Annotated in this window: 16 protein-coding genes; 14 read left to right on the top strand and 2 right to left on the bottom strand. The window is 57.7% G+C overall.

Annotated elements, in window-relative coordinates:
• The first annotated feature begins 49 nt into the window (after positions 1–49).
• The 6 genes from BQ8290_RS10310 (at position 50) to BQ8290_RS10285 (ending at position 6,246) form a co-directional block, all read left to right on the top strand.
• Positions 50–1,864: a M24 family metallopeptidase gene (locus tag BQ8290_RS10310; protein ID WP_108789902.1), complete on the top strand. Its 1,815-nt coding sequence runs from the start codon at positions 50–52 to the stop codon at positions 1,862–1,864.
• A 95-nt stretch (positions 1,865–1,959) separates the two neighbouring features.
• Positions 1,960–2,343, top strand: a complete 384-nt coding sequence (locus tag BQ8290_RS10305; RefSeq protein WP_108789899.1) for a VOC family protein — start codon at positions 1,960–1,962, stop codon at positions 2,341–2,343.
• Complete coding sequence (locus BQ8290_RS10300; protein WP_108789897.1) at positions 2,340–2,735, top strand: cupin; 396 nt, start codon at positions 2,340–2,342, stop codon at positions 2,733–2,735. The genes BQ8290_RS10305 and BQ8290_RS10300 overlap by 4 nt, the downstream gene beginning before the upstream one ends.
• A gap of 335 nt (positions 2,736–3,070) precedes the next feature.
• Positions 3,071–3,805 carry a hypothetical protein gene (locus tag BQ8290_RS10295; protein WP_108792273.1) on the top strand — a complete coding sequence of 245 codons (735 nt, stop codon included), beginning with the start codon at positions 3,071–3,073 and terminating at the stop codon, positions 3,803–3,805.
• A 173-nt stretch (positions 3,806–3,978) separates the two neighbouring features.
• Positions 3,979–4,728 carry a response regulator gene (locus BQ8290_RS10290; protein ID WP_108789895.1) on the top strand — a complete coding sequence of 250 codons (750 nt, stop codon included), beginning with the start codon at positions 3,979–3,981 and terminating at the stop codon, positions 4,726–4,728.
• The gene (locus BQ8290_RS10285; protein WP_108789893.1) at positions 4,729–6,246 is read left to right on the top strand and encodes an ATP-binding protein; all 1,518 of its coding nucleotides are present in this window, start codon (positions 4,729–4,731) and stop codon (positions 6,244–6,246) included.
• Positions 6,247–6,268: 22 nt separating this feature from the next.
• Here BQ8290_RS10285 and BQ8290_RS10280 read toward each other — a convergent pair whose 3' ends face one another.
• Positions 6,269–7,843 (bottom strand): helicase HerA-like domain-containing protein, encoded by a 1,575-nt coding sequence (locus BQ8290_RS10280; RefSeq protein ID WP_108789891.1) that lies wholly within the window; start codon positions 7,841–7,843, stop codon positions 6,269–6,271.
• Positions 7,844–7,948: 105 nt separating this feature from the next.
• On the opposite strand from BQ8290_RS10280, the gene pabB reads away from it, so the two are divergent.
• From pabB to BQ8290_RS10255, 5 genes are all read left to right on the top strand, one after another.
• Entirely contained in the window at positions 7,949–9,844 is a 1,896-nt protein-coding gene (gene pabB / locus BQ8290_RS10275; protein WP_108789889.1) for an aminodeoxychorismate synthase component I, read from the top strand.
• A 55-nt stretch (positions 9,845–9,899) separates the two neighbouring features.
• A complete protein-coding gene (locus BQ8290_RS10270) occupies positions 9,900–10,643 on the top strand; it encodes a pseudouridine synthase (RefSeq protein ID WP_108789887.1) in 744 nt (247 codons plus the stop codon).
• Positions 10,636–11,052 (top strand): alternative ribosome rescue aminoacyl-tRNA hydrolase ArfB, encoded by a 417-nt coding sequence (arfB, locus tag BQ8290_RS10265; protein ID WP_108789885.1) that lies wholly within the window; start codon positions 10,636–10,638, stop codon positions 11,050–11,052. Before BQ8290_RS10270 ends, arfB begins: the two co-directional genes overlap by 8 nt.
• 154 nt (positions 11,053–11,206) lie before the next feature.
• Positions 11,207–11,374, top strand: coding sequence for a 50S ribosomal protein L33 (gene rpmG / locus BQ8290_RS10260; protein WP_108789883.1), 168 nt, complete (start codon positions 11,207–11,209; stop codon positions 11,372–11,374).
• 98 nt (positions 11,375–11,472) lie between these two features.
• A complete protein-coding gene (locus BQ8290_RS10255) occupies positions 11,473–12,198 on the top strand; it encodes a LolA family protein (protein ID WP_443112319.1) in 726 nt (241 codons plus the stop codon).
• A gap of 292 nt (positions 12,199–12,490) precedes the next feature.
• Here BQ8290_RS10255 and BQ8290_RS10250 read toward each other — a convergent pair whose 3' ends face one another.
• Positions 12,491–13,927: an alkaline phosphatase gene (locus tag BQ8290_RS10250; RefSeq protein WP_108789879.1), complete on the bottom strand. Its 1,437-nt coding sequence runs from the start codon at positions 13,925–13,927 to the stop codon at positions 12,491–12,493.
• A 115-nt stretch (positions 13,928–14,042) separates the two neighbouring features.
• Between BQ8290_RS10250 and xth the strand changes: the two genes are divergently transcribed.
• Genes xth through BQ8290_RS10235 form a run of 3 tightly spaced genes read left to right on the top strand, consistent with a single transcriptional unit; the run spans position 14,043 to position 16,428 of the window.
• The gene (xth, locus tag BQ8290_RS10245) at positions 14,043–14,831 is read left to right on the top strand and encodes an exodeoxyribonuclease III (protein WP_108789877.1); all 789 of its coding nucleotides are present in this window, start codon (positions 14,043–14,045) and stop codon (positions 14,829–14,831) included.
• The gene (gene ribA / locus BQ8290_RS10240) at positions 14,828–15,907 is read left to right on the top strand and encodes a GTP cyclohydrolase II (protein ID WP_443112318.1); all 1,080 of its coding nucleotides are present in this window, start codon (positions 14,828–14,830) and stop codon (positions 15,905–15,907) included. Before xth ends, ribA begins: the two co-directional genes overlap by 4 nt.
• Entirely contained in the window at positions 15,904–16,428 is a 525-nt protein-coding gene (locus BQ8290_RS10235) for a GNAT family N-acetyltransferase (protein ID WP_108789875.1), read from the top strand. The genes ribA and BQ8290_RS10235 overlap by 4 nt, the downstream gene beginning before the upstream one ends.
• Positions 16,429–16,478: the final 50 nt, after the last annotated feature.

Below are 16,478 nucleotides of genomic sequence, written 5' to 3'. Positions count from 1 at the left end.
CATAGTCATGCGGCAAGCTCCGCATCGAAACTAACCGGGAAATGACCAAATGTTGATGCAAACCCACGAAGCCCGTTTGAAAGCGTTGCGCGAAGAATTGAAGCGGCGCGATCTCAATGGGTTTGTGATCCCGATCTCCGACGAACATATGAGCGAATATGTCGGCGAATACGCGCAAAGGTTGAGCTGGCTAACCGGATTTGGTGGATCGGCTGGTTTTGCAGCAGTCACATTGGATCGTGCGGCGATTTTCGTTGATGGTCGCTACACGGTTCAAGTGCGCGACCAGGTAAACGAAAACCTCTTTGAATATCGCAGCATCCCCGGTGACAGCCTTGGCGATTGGCTAAAAGACGTCAGCGAAGAAGGAGCAAAGATTGCGTATGACCCATGGCTCCACACATGGAACTGGGTCGCGGCTTTAGAAAAGGCGGTTGAACCGTCAGGTATCGCGATGGTCCCGGCCGAAAACAACCCGATTGACGCCGTCTGGTCCGATCAACCTGCACCGTCTGACGCCCAAGCGATTGTGCATACCGAAGACCTGGCCGGGCGTTCATCGGCGGAGAAACGCGCCGATGTTGCCGATTGGTTGAGCGAGGAAGGGCTCGACGCTGTCGTAGTCCCGGCCCTCGATTCTATTGCGTGGCTGTTGAACATTCGCGGCGGCGATGTTGCGCACACGCCGGTCGCACTATCCTATGTCATCGCCCACAAGGATGGCCGCGCTGAATTGTTCATCGCGCCGGAAAAGGTCACGCCGGAGCTGACCAAGCATTTGGGCAATGCAATTACCGTACGAGCGCGCGATGAGTTTCAAGGTGCGTTGGGTGAACTGTCTGGCAAACACGTCAGCATCGATCCCGATTTTGGAGTGGTCGGTATTGCTCAGGCATTGCGGGCTGGGGGTGCCAATTTCACCTTCCGCCAAGATCCCACCATCCTTGCCAAAGCGGTCAAGAACCCAGCCGAAGTGGCGGGCCACCGCGATGCTCAGGCTCGAGATGGGGCAGCCGTGTCGCGTTTCTTGCGCTGGCTTGAAGTGACTGCACCGGCTGGCGAAATCGACGAATTGACCGCCGCTGCAAAGCTAGAGGGATTCCGCCGCGAACATGGCGATTTGCGCGACACCAGTTTCGACACGATCTCTGCCGCCGCGGGCCATGCCGCCTTGCCGCATTACCGGGTCGATGAAGACAGCAACATCACCATTCCACCCGGATCGATCTATCTAGTCGATTCCGGTGGCCAATATCCAGCGGGCACGACCGACATCACCCGCACCGTATGGATCGATACGCCCGATGGCAGTAAACCCACCACCGAAATGCGCGATCGCTTCACGCGCGTGTTAAAAGGGCACATTCAAATCGATCGCGTCGTGTTCCCCCAAGGGACCAATGGCGGTCAAATCGACGCGCTTGCGCGACAATATTTGTGGGAAGCCGGGGTGGATTACGCGCACGGGACCGGCCACGGCGTCGGCAGTTTCCTGGGCGTGCACGAGGGACCGCAACGGATCGCCAAACCAAGCGGCGGGCAAGCTGGCACAGGCCAAGAATTGCTGGCCGGCATGATCTGTTCGAACGAGCCGGGCTATTACAAGCCCGACGCCTTTGGCATTCGGATCGAAAATCTCGTTCTGACAATTGAGAAGGACATTGGGGGTGCAGAGGGTCGCTATTTGGGCTTTGAACCGCTCACCTTTGTGCCGATTGATCGTCGTCTTATCGACAAAAGTCTGCTGACAGAAAGCGAGATAGCGTGGCTCAATGCGTATCACGAAAAGGTACGCGCGCTGATCGCGCCACAGCTTTCTGGTGATGATCTAGCTTGGGTGGAGCGGGAAACCGCTGCGCTTTAGGGACGATTGCGCCGCGATTGATGTTCTAGTAATGTTCTCATTCTTCGAGTCGCATTTCGCGATCTCGACACAGACAGCACGAGGGGAGAATCGATATGATCGGCTATGTGACTTTGGGCACCAATGATTTGCCGCGCGCGGCGGCGTTTTACGATGCCATCGCCAAACATTTCGGCGTGGGCCGTATGATGGAATTTGAAACCTTTATCGCATGGGGCGAAATGGGCGGGGCGGCGGGTGTCGCTGCAACAAAGCCTTTTGATGAACAACCCGCCAGCGTCGGCAACGGAACGATGGTTGCCCTTCAGGTGGATAGCCCAGACAAAGTCCAAGCGATCTATGACACCGCAATCGCCCAGGGCGGCAGCGACGAAGGCGCACCCGGTCCGCGCGGCGATGATGGTTTTTACGCTGGGTATTTTCGCGATCCCGACGGCAACAAATTGAACGTCTTTTGCATGGTTCAACCGGCACAATGACGGCGCAAAAACTTGCCGATGCGTTCATCCATTTGGGGTTGGGGGCGACCGCTGTCCCCCAACCACCATTTTCAGGGATGGAATGGTACGCGGGATACGGCGCACGCCACGGCTCAGACGGCGCCGAAGGGCGATTGGTATCTCAACACACCTTCACCGAAGGGTGGGACAGTTGGGAAATGCATCCCAACGGTTCAGAAGTCGTGATCTGCACTGAGGGCGCGATGGTCCTTACCCAAGAAACCCCCGACGGCACCCGATCGCAAACACGATTGGTTGCAGGGGAATATGCGATCAATGATCCGGGGGTATGGCACATCGCCGATGTCGAAACACACGCAACCGCGATCTTCATCACAGCCGGCGAGGGCACCCAACACCGGCCACGCTAATACCGGGTAAGCACCTGTTTTCTTGCGCGGTGATGAACCGCCAAGCGACAAAATGTCGCTTGGATGAACGGGCCGGTGCGCCTGATACAAAGCGCGACACAAAGAGCGCATTTCGGGATAATTCTGCGACACTCACCCCCTAGAACGGCAATTGTGAGTTGCGGTGAGGCCCGCCATTGGCGCCCTCCCCTGACGCAGCGGTTTGCAAATTTGGCGCGCTTTGGCCCCATCGCTTGCCTGTTGACCGCCGTAGCCATGGCCGCGCCTTTATGGCGCAGCCGAGCGGTGTCTTGCCGCAACTCATCAATATTGAGAACAGATGGATAGGACCCCTTATGCGTAAACTTACACTCACTCTTTCGGCCGCGGCTCTTGCTCTTGGCATTGGCGGCGCAGGTATCGCCGTTGCGAAACATCATGGCGGCGGCTTTGCCGGTTCGGATACCAATGGCGATGGCGTTGTATCGCTTGAAGAAGCTAAGACGAAAGCCGCCGAGCGCTTCGAAAGAATGGACGCCAATGCGGACGGCCAAATCTCCACCGAAGACCGCAGTGCCCGCCGGGCGCAACGCTTTGCCGAAACGGACACCGACGGAAATGGCGAAGTCACCCCAGAGGAAATGAACGCCGCTCGCGAAGCCCGCCAAGCTGAACGCGCCGAACGCCGTAGCGAACGCCAAGCGGCGATGTTTGAACGCGCCGACACCGACGGCAGTGGTGGCCTATCAGAAGCCGAGATGATGGCAGCACGTGAAGCACGCGCAGAGCGTCGCGGACAACGTGGTGAGCGCGGAGAGATGCGGCGCGGACAACGCGGCGCCGAGCGTGGACAACGCCGCGGCGGCGATCGGAACCGCGGCATGCGCATGCTCCGCCAAGCCGACACCAATCAAGATCGCGTGGTAACACAAGCGGAATTTGACGCTGCAATCGAGGCGCGCTTTGCACGGATCGATGCCGATGGTTCCGGCACAATCACAGCCGAGGAGCGCGAAGCAGCGCGCGATGCAAGGCGTGCAGAACGTCAGGAACGGCGCGGACAAAACCGTCCCGAACGCGGTCAGCAATAATCATCGGTCGAACGACCGATATCTCTCCCGCGGTGTGATGGGATTAGAAAATTGGGAAGGCACGACTCAGCCGCTCCTCCATTCCCACACGCCGCATAAACTCTGGCCCGGACGCTCCCGATGGGTTGCGAACCGGGCCAGTTCCTTTCATGGCGACATTATGAGCACATCGAATGGATAACTCAGCCCCAACCCAGATCCTATTGGTCGATGACGAACCAACCTTGCGCGAGCCATTGGCCGAATATCTGACGGGCCAAGGGTTTGTTGTGACTCAAAGCGAAAGCGCCGCATCCGCCCGATCGGCTCTCAATGAAATGACGCCCGATATCGTCCTGCTCGACATCATGATGCCGGGCGAAGATGGCCTTTCACTGTGCCGTCACTTGGTAGAAACACGCCAACTGCCGGTCATATTTCTCACCGCGCGCGGCGAACCAACCGATCGAATTGTCGGGCTTGAATTGGGCGCAGATGATTACATTGTTAAGCCGTTCGAACCGCGTGAACTTGTGGCCCGGATCCGCACTGTCTTGCGCCGAGTGTCACGCGGCGCTCAACCGCAATCCGCCACGCAAGATTGGCATTACGATTTTGAAGGATGGCTGCTGGATCCGTTGAAACGCAGATTGACCGATCCAGAGGGTGTCATCATTCCGATTTCAACCGCAGAATTCCGATTGCTGCGTGCCTTCTTGGATAGCCCTAGGGCCGTTCTTGACCGGGATCGTTTGCTCGACCTGGTTCAGGGCCGCACCGCCCATTTGTTCGATCGAGCGGTCGACAATCAGATCAGCCGCCTGCGCCGCAAGATCGAAGCCGACACCCGCAACCCGCAATTCATTCAAACCGTTCGCGGCGGCGGGTATCGGTTTGCCGCAACAGTAAAGCGCGTCGCGCCTGCGCCGGGCGACGGCCGATAAATGATCAAACGCCTGCTCCCCTCCAGCCTTCTGGGCCAAGTCATGATCAGTGTCGCGCTGGCATTGATGGTCGCGCAGGTGGTTTCCTTTGTGCTGTTGTACCGAGCGGGTGAGGAAAGACGTGAAGCGGCAATCATCACGCAGGCTGCCTTTCAGATTATCAATGGGGGCGAACGCGAAGAGCGACGCGCCGACGCGGCGAGACAGCGTGAACAAGCAATCCGAGATCGAGGCCAACGACGCGGCCAAGGCCGCAGACGCGATGAACGCAGGGCCGAAAGGCGCAACCAAAGAAACGGCGACGAGATAGGAGCCAATCAACCGGCGCTCGGCGCTCTGCCGCGTCCGCTCCGCTATATCGTAACGCCCGACAATCCCATCGGTGCCACCGAAGCTTTGCAAGCCGATGCCCGCACACAAAGATTGCAGGAGCTATTGGCCGGCGAAGGCATAGAGCCGCGCGCCGTGACCTTTGCCATCCGCCGCGCAGGTGATGACCCACAATTGATCCAATTTGCCGAGAACCGGCCCCGGTTTCGCCTGCGCACCGAATGGAAAGCCCGCCGGTTGTACGTTGCCGCGATCCAGCGTGAGCCGGGTGGGTCATGGGAAACATCGCGCGTCATCGAACCACGCGCACCGCGCGCGGCCTTTGGCGTTTTGTTGTTCCAAACGCTGGTCATGTTTGGGTTCTTGATCGTCATCTTGTTTCTCGTCTTGCGTCGCATCACGCGCCCACTTGCCGCATTAACGGAAAGGGTCAGCGATTTTTCGCGGCAACCCGATCGCGTCGTTCGGTTGGAGGAAAGCGGCCCCGCGGACACACGGCGATTGATCGCTGCGCACAACGCGATGGAAACGCGCATCGCGTCGATGTTGGATGAAAAAGACGTGATGTTGGGCGCGATTGGCCACGATCTCAAAACCCCATTGGCCGCATTGCGGGTGCGGATTGAGAGCGTCACTGACGATGCACAACGCACGAAAATGGCGGCCAGCATCGAAGACATCACCGCGACACTGGATGATATTTTGGCTTTGGCCCGAATTGGTCACGCGATCCGGCCTGATGACGGCGTGGTGATGGAACCGGTCGACATGCAGGCCCTTGCCATGAGCGTGGTCGAAGAATTTGAGGATTTGGGCGAACCCGTGACTGCATCAGATCCAACCGAGGAACGGATCGTCGCACGGGTCCAAGAAACTTGGGCAAAGCGTGCGTTGCGCAATCTCGTCTCCAACGCAGTGCGATACGGCGATGAGGCCCGCATAAGCGTTTTTGAAGACAATGGTCACGCCGTATTGCGCATCGACGATAAAGGCCCCGGCATTCCACCAGAGCGTCTATCTGACATGATGCAGCCGTTCACGCGCGGCGAAGCATCACGCAATCGCGCAACCGGTGGCGCCGGATTGGGCCTCGCCCTAGCGCGCGCCATCGCTCAACAACATGGCGGCGCATTGGTTCTCAGCAACTTAGACGTAGGGCTTAGAGCGGAGCTCCGACTGCCGCTCTAATTGGCAAGTGCGAAAGCGCCAATCACCGCATTAGGCCGCCGATCAAATTGCGCACAAACCTACCAGCGATCGGCCCCGCCAGATCAGTCGCAATTGACCCGGCCGCCGATGTGATGCCCGATTTCACCGGGTTGGAACGTGATTTCTTACCCAACACAGCGGCGGCGGCAGCTCCGGCCATTCCGCCAGCGGCCACTTTCGTTCCGCGCGAAATCGCCTTTTCCCACATAGATTTCGTCTTGCGCGGGCGCTTGCGCACTTCTTCTTCGCCTTTTTCTTCCACTTCCTGAGCGGTGTCAGCGGCATCTTGGGATTTGGCGAGCAGCACTTCTTCCGCGCTTTCCCGATCAACGGCCTCGTCATATTTGCCTTCAAACGGGCTCACCGATTGGATGATCGCTCGTTCCTTTTTCGTCAGCGGGCCTAGGCGCGAACGCGGAGGTTTGATCAATGTCCGTTGAACAATTGTTGGCGCGCCTTCTTCGTCCAACGTGGACACCAGCGCCTCACCAACTTTCAATTCGGTGATAACCTCTTCTGTGTCCATGTCTTCGTTGATACGGAACGTTTCGGCGGCCGCCTTGATCGCACGTTGATCGCGTTTCGTGAACGCGCGCAATGCGTGTTGAACCCGGTTCCCCAATTGGCCTGCGACTTCTTCGGGAATGTCAATTGGGTTTTGCGTCACGAAGAACACACCCACGCCTTTTGACCGGATAAGGCGCACCACCTGCTCGATTTTTTGCTGCAACGCCTTGGGCGCGTCATCAAACAGCAGGTGTGCTTCGTCGAAGAAAAACACGAGGCTCGGCTTTTCCGGGTCGCCCACTTCGGGGAGGCTTTCAAACAGCTCCGCCAACAGCCACAAAAGGAACGTCGCGTACAATTTGGGGCTGCGCATCAAAGTGTCGGCGGCCAAGACATTGACGTAACCGCGCCCTTGCTCATCAACTTTAAGGAAATCGTCGATTTCCAAGGCTGGTTCACCAAAGAAATGATCGGCGCCTTGGGCTTCGAAGCTCAACAATTGGCGTTGGATCGCGCCAACCGATTGCTTTGAGACGTTTCCGTAAACACCCGACAACTCCTTAGAGTTTTCGTAGGCCCATTGCAGCATTGATTGCAGATCGCCGAAATCCAGCAACAACAAACCGTTTTCATCGGCATGCTTGAACACAATCTGCAACACGCCTTCCTGCGTGTCGTTAAGATCAAGAAGGCGCGCCAACAAAAGCGGGCCCATTTCGCTGATCGTGGTGCGGATTGGGTGCCCTTGTTCGCCGAACAAATCCCAGAAAACGACGGGATTATCGGAATAGGCGTAATCATCCATGCCCAATTCTTGGGCGCGCCCTTCCAATTTATCGGCGTGCTTGAACTTGGGAGACCCGGGCATCGCAATACCAGACAAATCGCCTTTCACATCGGCGACAAACACCGGCACGCCGTTGGCGGAAAAGCTCTCGGCCAATCCTTGCAACGTCACGGTTTTACCCGTCCCGGTTGCACCAGCAATCAAACCGTGGCGGTTGGCGCGGCTCAACGCCAAGCTTTGGTTTTCGCCATTCCCGCCAAGACCCAGAAAAATATCGCTCATTATGGTGCTCGTGTCCCTGCTGTATTTATGCTTTTACGGTGTGCAGAGCCGAGGCGGAGCGGTCAAGCTCTCGACTTGAAGCCGGAATGGGCTAAGGCGACATTTATGGGTCAGACTGCTCCATCGCTACCATTCGTTTTGCTGGACGACGCGCGCGATCACAGCGCCGGTGAAGGCGCCGTGCACGCGGATGGGGCCGCTGATGCGCTGTATTACGAAGCGCCCATCGAAGTCTTTGTCGCGCATCGCGCAAACGATGTGGCGGAAACATTGGCGGCGGCGGATGCTGCGCGGGCGGCAAAAGGCGGCGAATTGGCAGGCTACATCGCCTATGAAGCAGGTCTTGCGTTGGAACCGAAATTGGAAAATTTGGCCGATATTCGCAGTGGCGCGAACGGCCCACTGGTCTGGCTTGGCCTGTTTGATGCCCCAACGCGCATTGCTGCGCGAGATGTTCCCGGTTGGCTATCCGCGCGCGGTGACGGCACAGCCAATATCGGCCCATTGACCGGGCAATTGTCACCCGGCGGCTACGAAGCCGCTTTTGCAACCTTGCAAGAGGCCATTCACGCGGGCGATATTTATCAAGCCAACCTCACCTACCCATTAGCCGGATCGTATCAGGGCGACGAAATCGCGCTTTATAGGGCGCTGCGCACATCGGCGAGCGCAGGCTATGGCGGTATGGTCTTTGACGGGACGCATTGGCTTTTGAGCTTTTCGCCTGAGTTGTTTGTCGCGCTTGATGACGGTGCGGCAAAGGTGAAACCGATGAAGGGGACGCGCCCGCGCAGCGCAGATCCCGCCACCGATGCGGCCTTGGCGCAAGACTTGGCCAACAGCGTCAAAGACAAAGCCGAAAATTTGATGATCGTTGATCTGATGCGCAACGATCTGTCGCGGGTCGCGGAACCAGGCAGCGTCCAAGTTGATGCGCCGTTCGCAATCGAAAGCTATCCAACCGTGCACCAAATGGTGTCCAGCGTCCGGGCGAAATTGACGCCAGACAAGGGCGCCATGGATTTGATCAGGGCCATGTTCCCATGCGGTTCGATCACGGGCGCGCCCAAGATTAGGGCGATGGAGTTGATCCAACAGGTTGAGCGCGATGCTCGTGGGCCATATTGCGGGGCGATCGGCCGGATCAGCGCCGATGGCACCGCAGCATTCAACGTGGCCATCCGGACATTACGCCTTACCCCCATCGAGAATGGACAAGGCAATGCAATATTGGGCGTGGGCTCAGCCATTGTTGCCGATAGCGACCCGCAAGACGAACGCCGCGAATGTGAGGTCAAGGCTGGCTTTATCCGGCGATCTTCTCCCGATCATGTCGCCCCGGCTTTTGACTTGATCGAAACGATGGCGTTCGATCCCGAAATCGGCATCGGGATGCTTGAACTGCATTTGGCGCGAATCAAAAAGAGCGCCGCCCAATTGGGCTTTCAATTCGACCGGCACGCCACGCGCAATCAGATCCAAGCGCTGTGTTTTGAGCTTGAGGCGCCGGCGAAACTGCGCCTTCTTCTCGCGCGCGGTGGCGCAACCGCTTTGGAAACAGGGCCGCTGCCCGAATCCATGCCCGACCCCATGCCCGAAACCCCGCCCGGACAATCCGATGGCGCAGCCACGTCACCAACACAGGTTGCCGCGCTTCCCAACCCATTGGATCCATCCGATTGGCGATTGGCCCATAAGACATCGGATCGTGGTTTTTATGAAGATGCGTTGAAAGCAGCGAAATCCTTGGGCGCGGCGGAGGCGATCTTGGTTCGACACGATGGGTTGGTCACCGAAGGCAGTTTCACCAACATTTTTGTTGAGCGCGATGGTGTTTTGCTCACCCCGCCCGCATCCCTAGGTTTGTTACCGGGAGTGTTGCGCGAATTCTTGATCGAGAAAGGTCAGGCCCGCGAGGCGGAATTGACACTCGATGATCTTTCCAACGGCTTTCAGCTCGGCAATGCCGTGCGCGGGCTCTTTTCAGCGACCCTGATATGATTGCGCAGCGCCTTACCGCCGATGCGCAGATGCCCGGGCACAAAGGACATATTGCATGAACATTCCCATCCTGTTTGAAGACGGCGAAGCGTTGGTCATCAACAAACCCGCCGGTCTACCGGTCGACCGGCCCAAACGCGGTGGGCCCGCTTTGTTTGATCATATCGAACAACTAAAGCTCGGCTTTCAACGACCTCCTGTCGCAGTTCACCGCCTTGATACCGACACCAGCGGTTGCCTTTTGATGGCCCGCAATCCCAAGGCCTTGAAACGGTTCAACAAGGCATTTGAAGATCGTCTTGTCGGCAAAACTTACCTCGCGATCATTGATTTTGAGCCGACCGAGCAATCGGGCACTATCGCGCTGTCTTTATCCAAGATTAGCTCGGCGGAAAAAGGATGGCGGATGATTGCCGCCAAGAAGGGCAAGCCGGCAGTTTCCCACTGGGAAGTGTTGCAAGTGATCGGCGATCAAGACGGCGGCAAGAAACGATCGCTCATCCGGTTCCGTCCGGAAACCGGGCGCACACACCAATTGCGGGTCCACGCATTGCAAGGGTTGGGCGCACCGTTGCTGGGTGATCCCGTCTATGGCCCTGTTCGAGGTCAGAACAAAGGCGCACCGCGCACAATGTTGCATGCAGAAGCGATCGCTATCGGGAGGGAGGGCAAACCGACCATCACTGCCTATGCCCCGTTTCCCGAAGACTTCGTGCGCGCTGGGTTGACCGCTCCAGAGCCACCGGCTCCGCCCGAACGCACCCCAGCGACTGACTCCACGGCGGAGAATGATGGATAACGATCTGCTCGATCGCGCGCACGCGCTGGCACAAGAGAGTTTTCTTGCCGGGTCTGGTCCGGGTGGGCAGAACGCCAACAAAGTCGCGACCGAAGTTCAATTGCGGGTCAACATATACGCTTTGCGCCTGCCGCCTCCGGTGTTTGTGCGGCTGCGCGACCTGGCCGGGTCCAAATTGACGGCGGCGGGCGATCTTTTGATCACTGCGCGGCAACACCGAACACAAGAATCGAATCGCCAAGCCGCCCGCGCGAAGCTGGAAGAGATGCTGGAAGCGGCTCATCGCCAACCCAAGAGGCGCGCAAAAACGCGCGTAAACCGGGTTGGTAAGACCCAGCGGCTAAAGTCCAAGAAAGCGCGTGGCGAAGTGAAGGCAAAGCGCGGGAAGGTCAGTCGGTCGGATTGGTGAGCGTCAATCTGCCTTTCAAGGCGGTATTGAAGCTTGACTTTTGTCCACGGATCACTCAATTGCGCGCCCTGAAACGGCGATGCTGAGGCGTCGCCTGTATTTTTTTAGCCTCTCGAGTGATTCGCGAGGCATCACCGGATCTTAGGAAACCGTCATGGCGAAGCCCGCAACCGTCAAGATCAAGCTCGTCTCGACCGAGGGCACGGGCTTTTACTACACGACCAAGAAAAACCCGCGCAACATCACAGAGAAGATGGTGTTCCGTAAGTACGACCCGGTCGCCAGAAAGCACGTCGAATTCAAAGAAGCCAAGATCAAGTAAGATCTCTCCCGGGGCCAATTTTTTGGCCCGGCCGGCTCTATTCGCAGCTTAATTCATCGACAGTTCAACGCTTGCCGCGTAATCCGCCGAGCATGAACATGATCACAAAACTTCGCCGCTCTGGCCGCCATGTTTCTATGGCAATGGCCGCTTTCGGCACGATTGCGCTTGGCTTGACCCTTCCCTCGGGTTCGCAAGACGCTTCGGGCGATGCAATGCCAGCCTTTGCGCCATCAGGCATCGCATGGGTCCCATCCGCTCATGCACAAAGCCCATCTTCCGATTTGACCCGCGCGGTTTCTGCGTTGCGCGGGATAGCGACGATGCGCGCCAGTTTCACGCAAACAGATCGCGCCGGCAATCGCGTTGCTGGCACTATGACATTGAAACGTCCCGGGAAAATTCGTTTTGACTACGGCCAAGACGCCGATCTTCTGGTCGTTTCGAACGGGCGATCATTGTACCTGATCGACTACGAAGTGAACCAGGTTGAACGTTGGCCCATCAGCAATTCGCCGCTGGGCGCTTTGTTGGATCCGGATCGCGATGTGCGGCAATTTGGCACTTTGTTGTCCAACGAGGGATCACCAATCGTCAGCGTAGACGTGCGCGATCCGAACCGCCCAGAATTTGGCCGCATCATTATGAACTTCGCCCGCAGCCCAAATGCGCCGGATGGACTGCAATTGATGAATTGGGTCGCCGTTGATGCGCAAAACTATCGCACGACGGTGCGGCTCTCGAATCATCGGTACGGGGTTGCCGTGCCTGACAGCACATTTCGATTCCGTGATCCGCGCCGCTCATCTCGTCGACCAAGGTGAACGCTTCACCCCTGTTTAGTTGTAAGAATGCGACAAAACTAGGGGTGCGTTCATACAGGTGAAAGCCGATTGCAGCTAATCATTCTCAACAAGGCGGATGGATCGAAGGGTTTCCCCCCTGTTGCCCTCGATTCGGTAGATCCACCTTGCACAACAAGCGTGACGAACGCTCAAATGGAACCCCTGCGCCATCGCCCCCGGCGTAGGGGTTTTTTGTGCTCTGCTGCACGAACCGACGCGCCACCCAAAGCGACTGTGAATTCAGCGTCCGAAACGCGGAACAGCGGTTTGATCAATCCCAGCCAAATGCCTTGCGAATAATGTCGTAAATTACATTCTGCTCGATCACGCCGCGGGCTTCTTCGGCACCGGGACCTTGCGCATAAAGGGCAACGTCTTCGCCCGCATGTGTTTCGGAATAGAGCGGCACGGTCGATTGTTGCCGCGCCTCCACCCCGGTATCGGGCGTGGGTCGCTCTGCCTCTCCCGCAATAGAGCCCGGACCATTTGCATAGCCAAGCGTGGTGTAAGGCCGCCCATCATTGGCGGGTGTGGGTTCTTCGGTGTTGCTTATATCGCCGGATGGGGGGACCACCAATCCCAAGATATCGTTGCCGCGGCGGGGGTATCCGGCAATGGTGAAGACGTGGCTATGATCGGCCGTCACCATAATCAATGTTTCGGACGGATCGGTGTTGTCGATCGCATATTGGATCGCGCGCGCGAATTCCACCGTATCTTCTAGGGCAAGGCCCGCTTGTCCGGCATGGTGGCCATGATCGATCCGCCCGGCTTCAACCATGAGATAAAACCCGTCCGGGTCGGATGATAGGCGCGCGATCGCCTGCTGCGTCATATCGGTCAAAGTGGGCTCTGTTGAACCCTCTTCCCGTTGGGCGGTGAAGGTCATGTGGCTTGGCGTGAAGAGGCCCAGAACCGGGGCATCCATTGGCGCCGCATTCAATTCTGCGTTGTTCGTGACATATGTGCCGCCAGTGCGCCGGACCCAATCGGCAGGAAGGTTTGCATCGCCCTGTTCGCGGCGACCGCCCAGTTCCCTTCCGAAAAACGGTGCTACGCCCCCGCCAAGAGCCACATCCCAATCTGCGGCGACCAATTGTGCGGCGATATCGCTGCAACCCAAAGCGGCTTCCTCATCGGGGATAGCGGCGCTGTCTTCCCAATTGCGATCGGCGCTGCGCGCGTACACACTGGCAGGGGTGGCGTGCGTGATACGCGCGGTCGATACAATGCCCAACGCCAGTCCGCGCTCCTTCACCTCTTCGCCCAACAAAGGCAGCGGGTTGGCCAGAGCATCGGCACAAGAACCACGCGTGGCAGCCGCCCCGACACCCAACATCCCGATATTGGTTTTTGACCCTGAATGCATTGCGGTAGCGGTTCCGGCGCTGTCGGGGACCTGCGCATTAACATTGTAGGTTTTCACCAGCGCAACATTGTCAAAATTCTCAAACGGCAGGACATATTCTTCCCCCGTCTGGCCCTGTTTTTGGCCGGCATAAATGCGCGCCGCGGTGATCGTTGAAATGCCCATCCCGTCGCCTATGAATAGGATGACGTTTTGCGCACGCGGCCCGTCGGTGGTGCCCAAATAAGGGTTATCAACTTGGGATGGTCGATCGCCGTAATAATTGACGGTCGAAGAACAACCCGCCAGCCACAAGGCGGCGGTGGCAATGGACGTTGCGGCGATACGCTTGGCTGTCATGGTGTCTCTTTCAAAAAGATATTTAGGCTTCGCTATCGCGATCGCATGGTCAGAGCCAGAATTTCAGACAAGTGAGAGGTGGAAAGTTTGATCACTTCGCCCTAAATCAGCCCGCATGATCTCTGTAGCCACATGGAATATCAATTCGGTCCGCTTGCGCCTGCCGATTGTCGAAAAATACCTGACCGAACATGCACCTGACATTTTGTGCCTGCAGGAAATCAAATGCGAGGAAAGCAAGTTTCCGGCCGAAGCGTTTGCCGAAATGGGGTATGAACATCAGGCCGTGCATGGTCAAAAAGGGTATCACGGTGTCGCCACCATTAGCCGCATCCCGATCCAAGAAGTGTCGCGCCATGATTGGCAGGCCAACGGCGAAGCGCGCCATGTCGGCGTGCAAGTGTTGGGCAAAGATATGTTCGTCGACAATGTCTATGTTCCTGCGGGCGGCGATGTGCCCGACCGCGAGGTGAACGCGAAATTTGGCCAAAAGATCGATTTTCTAGGCCGAATGACCGAATGGGCGGACACGTTGGACAAACAAACGTTGATCGTGGGGGATTTCAACATTGCCCCATTGGAAAGCGACGTTTGGAGCCACAAACAATTGTTGAAAGTTGTAAGCCACACACCGTTGGAAGTGGAGATATTGCAGCGGTTTAAGGACGCCCATGATTGGGTCGATATTGGCCGCGAACACATCCAAGATCCTGAACGTTATTTTAGCTGGTGGTCGTATCGCTCGCCCGATTGGCGAAAGAATGATCGTGGACGGCGGCTGGATCATATGTGGGCCAGCAAACAGCTCGCCGCTAAGTCGGTGCGGCACGACCTGCTCGAAGATGCGCGAAGCTGGGAAAAGCCATCCGATCACATCCCCCTTATCACTGAGTTCGATATTTGAACGGAATTTCACCCTCTAGACGGGCTGCGCAAGCGGTCGACGCGCTGCGCCATGGATGGCCTTTGTCCTTTCAAGGCGGACCAACATTGCTTCCCGTGGAAACGGCGATTGCAAGCGATGCGACCGCGCCCAAAATGTTGATCTCTGCGGCGCGGGCCGCAACGCTTAAATTGGCGAACCAACGCGACGCCGCTTTACCGTCCGATATCCCTCAGGCACCGGTCTTGATCCGCGGTGGCGAACCATTTGATATGCGGGCCGCTGTGCCGATTGCGGATCCCGCTTTGGATCTGAACAACCCGTTGAAAGGGCCCTTTCGCGCCGAACCGATTGCATGGGAAGAGACCGCCCATGCTGCGATGGAATTTGCTCGGATTGCGGGCATCATGCCTGCATTCTTGGCCGATCCACTCAACGCGGGCGAAGCGCATGAAGTCGCCGCCTCGGACCTTTCCCAGTACACTGATGCCGGCGCTCTTCGGATTGTCACCCGCGCGCGATTGCCGGTCACCGCCAGCGAGGATGCGGAGATCATCGCATTTCGGTCCACTGCCGACACGCGCGAACATGTGGCGTTGATCATTGGGGATCAATGCGGCGACAAACCGCCATTGGTCCGGGTCCATTCCGAATGCCTAACCGGCGACATTTTGGGCAGCCTCAAATGCGATTGCGGCCCACAATTGAACGCCGCGTTGCACGCTATGGCAGAGCACGCCCGTACGACGGGCGGTTGGGGCGCGCTCTTATACCTTCGACAGGAAGGACGCGGGATTGGCCTGATCAACAAATTGCGAGCCTACCGGCTTCAGGATCAAGGGTTCGACACGGTCGATGCGAACCAACGATTGGGCCTGCCCGACGAAGCGCGCGATTTCCCTGTGGCGGCGCGAATGCTCGATTTGTTGCGAGCCAACACAATCCGATTGATGACCAACAATCCGGCAAAGGTCGACGCTTTGACCACGGCCGGCATTACTGTGAGTGAACGTGTGCAACATCAGTTGCCCGACAATCCTCACAACGAACATTATTTGGCCACCAAGCGCGATCGATCGGGGCATCTGCTAACATGAGCGGCCCCGAAATCCCTGTGACCCTTCGCCCCGAAGCAGTGGGCGACGAAGCGACGATCCATGCGTTGACGGAGGCGGCCTTTGCTCCAATGCCGTTCAGCGATGGCGACGAACAACACGTGATTGACCGGCTGCGTGATGACGGAGATCTCACATTCTCTTTGGTGGCCGAGGATGGCAAACGGATCGTCGGTCATATCGCGATCAGCCCGGTAACAATAACCGACGGGGCACGCGGTTGGTACGGATTGGGCCCAGTCGCTGTATGGCCTGAATTGCACCATCGCGGCATAGGCGGCACGTTAATCCGGCGCGCCATCGCAGATATGCGTCAGGCCGGGGCCAAAGGAATCATTCTGCTCGGCAGCAATGTCTACTACCCGCGCTTTGGTTTCGAACATCACCCACAGCTCAAATATCCTGGCCCACCGGCCGAGTTCTTTCAGGCGTTGTTGTTAGAAGGCGAATTGCCAAGCGGCGTGGTTTCCTACGCGCCGGGCTTTGACCCGAGCGAAGCTTAAAGAAGAAGCTTGGGTCTGCACGCTGCGCAACAGGCAATTCTGGGTCCAAC

It is taken from the genome of Erythrobacter sp. Alg231-14 (assembly GCF_900149685.1).
Taxonomy (GTDB): Bacteria; Pseudomonadota; Alphaproteobacteria; order Sphingomonadales; family Sphingomonadaceae; genus Erythrobacter.
Note: the sequence above shows the minus strand (reverse complement) of the source record. Positions and strands in the feature narration are given on the sequence as shown.

Bases quoted from the DNA above. Each gene is read 5' to 3' on its own strand.
- BQ8290_RS10280 (WP_108789891.1), bottom strand. From the start codon at position 7,843: ATGAGCGATATTTTTCTGGGTCTTGGCGGGAATGGCGAAAACCAAAGC.
- BQ8290_RS10310 (WP_108789902.1), top strand. From the start codon at position 50: ATGTTGATGCAAACCCACGAAGCCCGTTTGAAAGCGTTGCGCGAAGAA.
- BQ8290_RS10300 (WP_108789897.1), top strand. From the start codon at position 2,340: ATGACGGCGCAAAAACTTGCCGATGCGTTCATCCATTTGGGGTTGGGG.
- BQ8290_RS10290 (WP_108789895.1), top strand. From the start codon at position 3,979: ATGGATAACTCAGCCCCAACCCAGATCCTATTGGTCGATGACGAACCA.
- BQ8290_RS10270 (WP_108789887.1), top strand. From the start codon at position 9,900: ATGAACATTCCCATCCTGTTTGAAGACGGCGAAGCGTTGGTCATCAAC.
- BQ8290_RS10285 (WP_108789893.1), top strand. From the start codon at position 4,729: ATGATCAAACGCCTGCTCCCCTCCAGCCTTCTGGGCCAAGTCATGATC.
- arfB (WP_108789885.1), top strand. From the start codon at position 10,636: ATGGATAACGATCTGCTCGATCGCGCGCACGCGCTGGCACAAGAGAGT.
- BQ8290_RS10295 (WP_108792273.1), top strand. From the start codon at position 3,071: ATGCGTAAACTTACACTCACTCTTTCGGCCGCGGCTCTTGCTCTTGGC.
- rpmG (WP_108789883.1), top strand. From the start codon at position 11,207: ATGGCGAAGCCCGCAACCGTCAAGATCAAGCTCGTCTCGACCGAGGGC.
- xth (WP_108789877.1), top strand. From the start codon at position 14,043: ATGATCTCTGTAGCCACATGGAATATCAATTCGGTCCGCTTGCGCCTG.
- BQ8290_RS10305 (WP_108789899.1), top strand. From the start codon at position 1,960: ATGATCGGCTATGTGACTTTGGGCACCAATGATTTGCCGCGCGCGGCG.
- pabB (WP_108789889.1), top strand. From the start codon at position 7,949: ATGGGTCAGACTGCTCCATCGCTACCATTCGTTTTGCTGGACGACGCG.
- BQ8290_RS10255 (WP_443112319.1), top strand. From the start codon at position 11,473: ATGATCACAAAACTTCGCCGCTCTGGCCGCCATGTTTCTATGGCAATG.
- BQ8290_RS10250 (WP_108789879.1), bottom strand. From the start codon at position 13,927: ATGACAGCCAAGCGTATCGCCGCAACGTCCATTGCCACCGCCGCCTTG.
- BQ8290_RS10235 (WP_108789875.1), top strand. From the start codon at position 15,904: ATGAGCGGCCCCGAAATCCCTGTGACCCTTCGCCCCGAAGCAGTGGGC.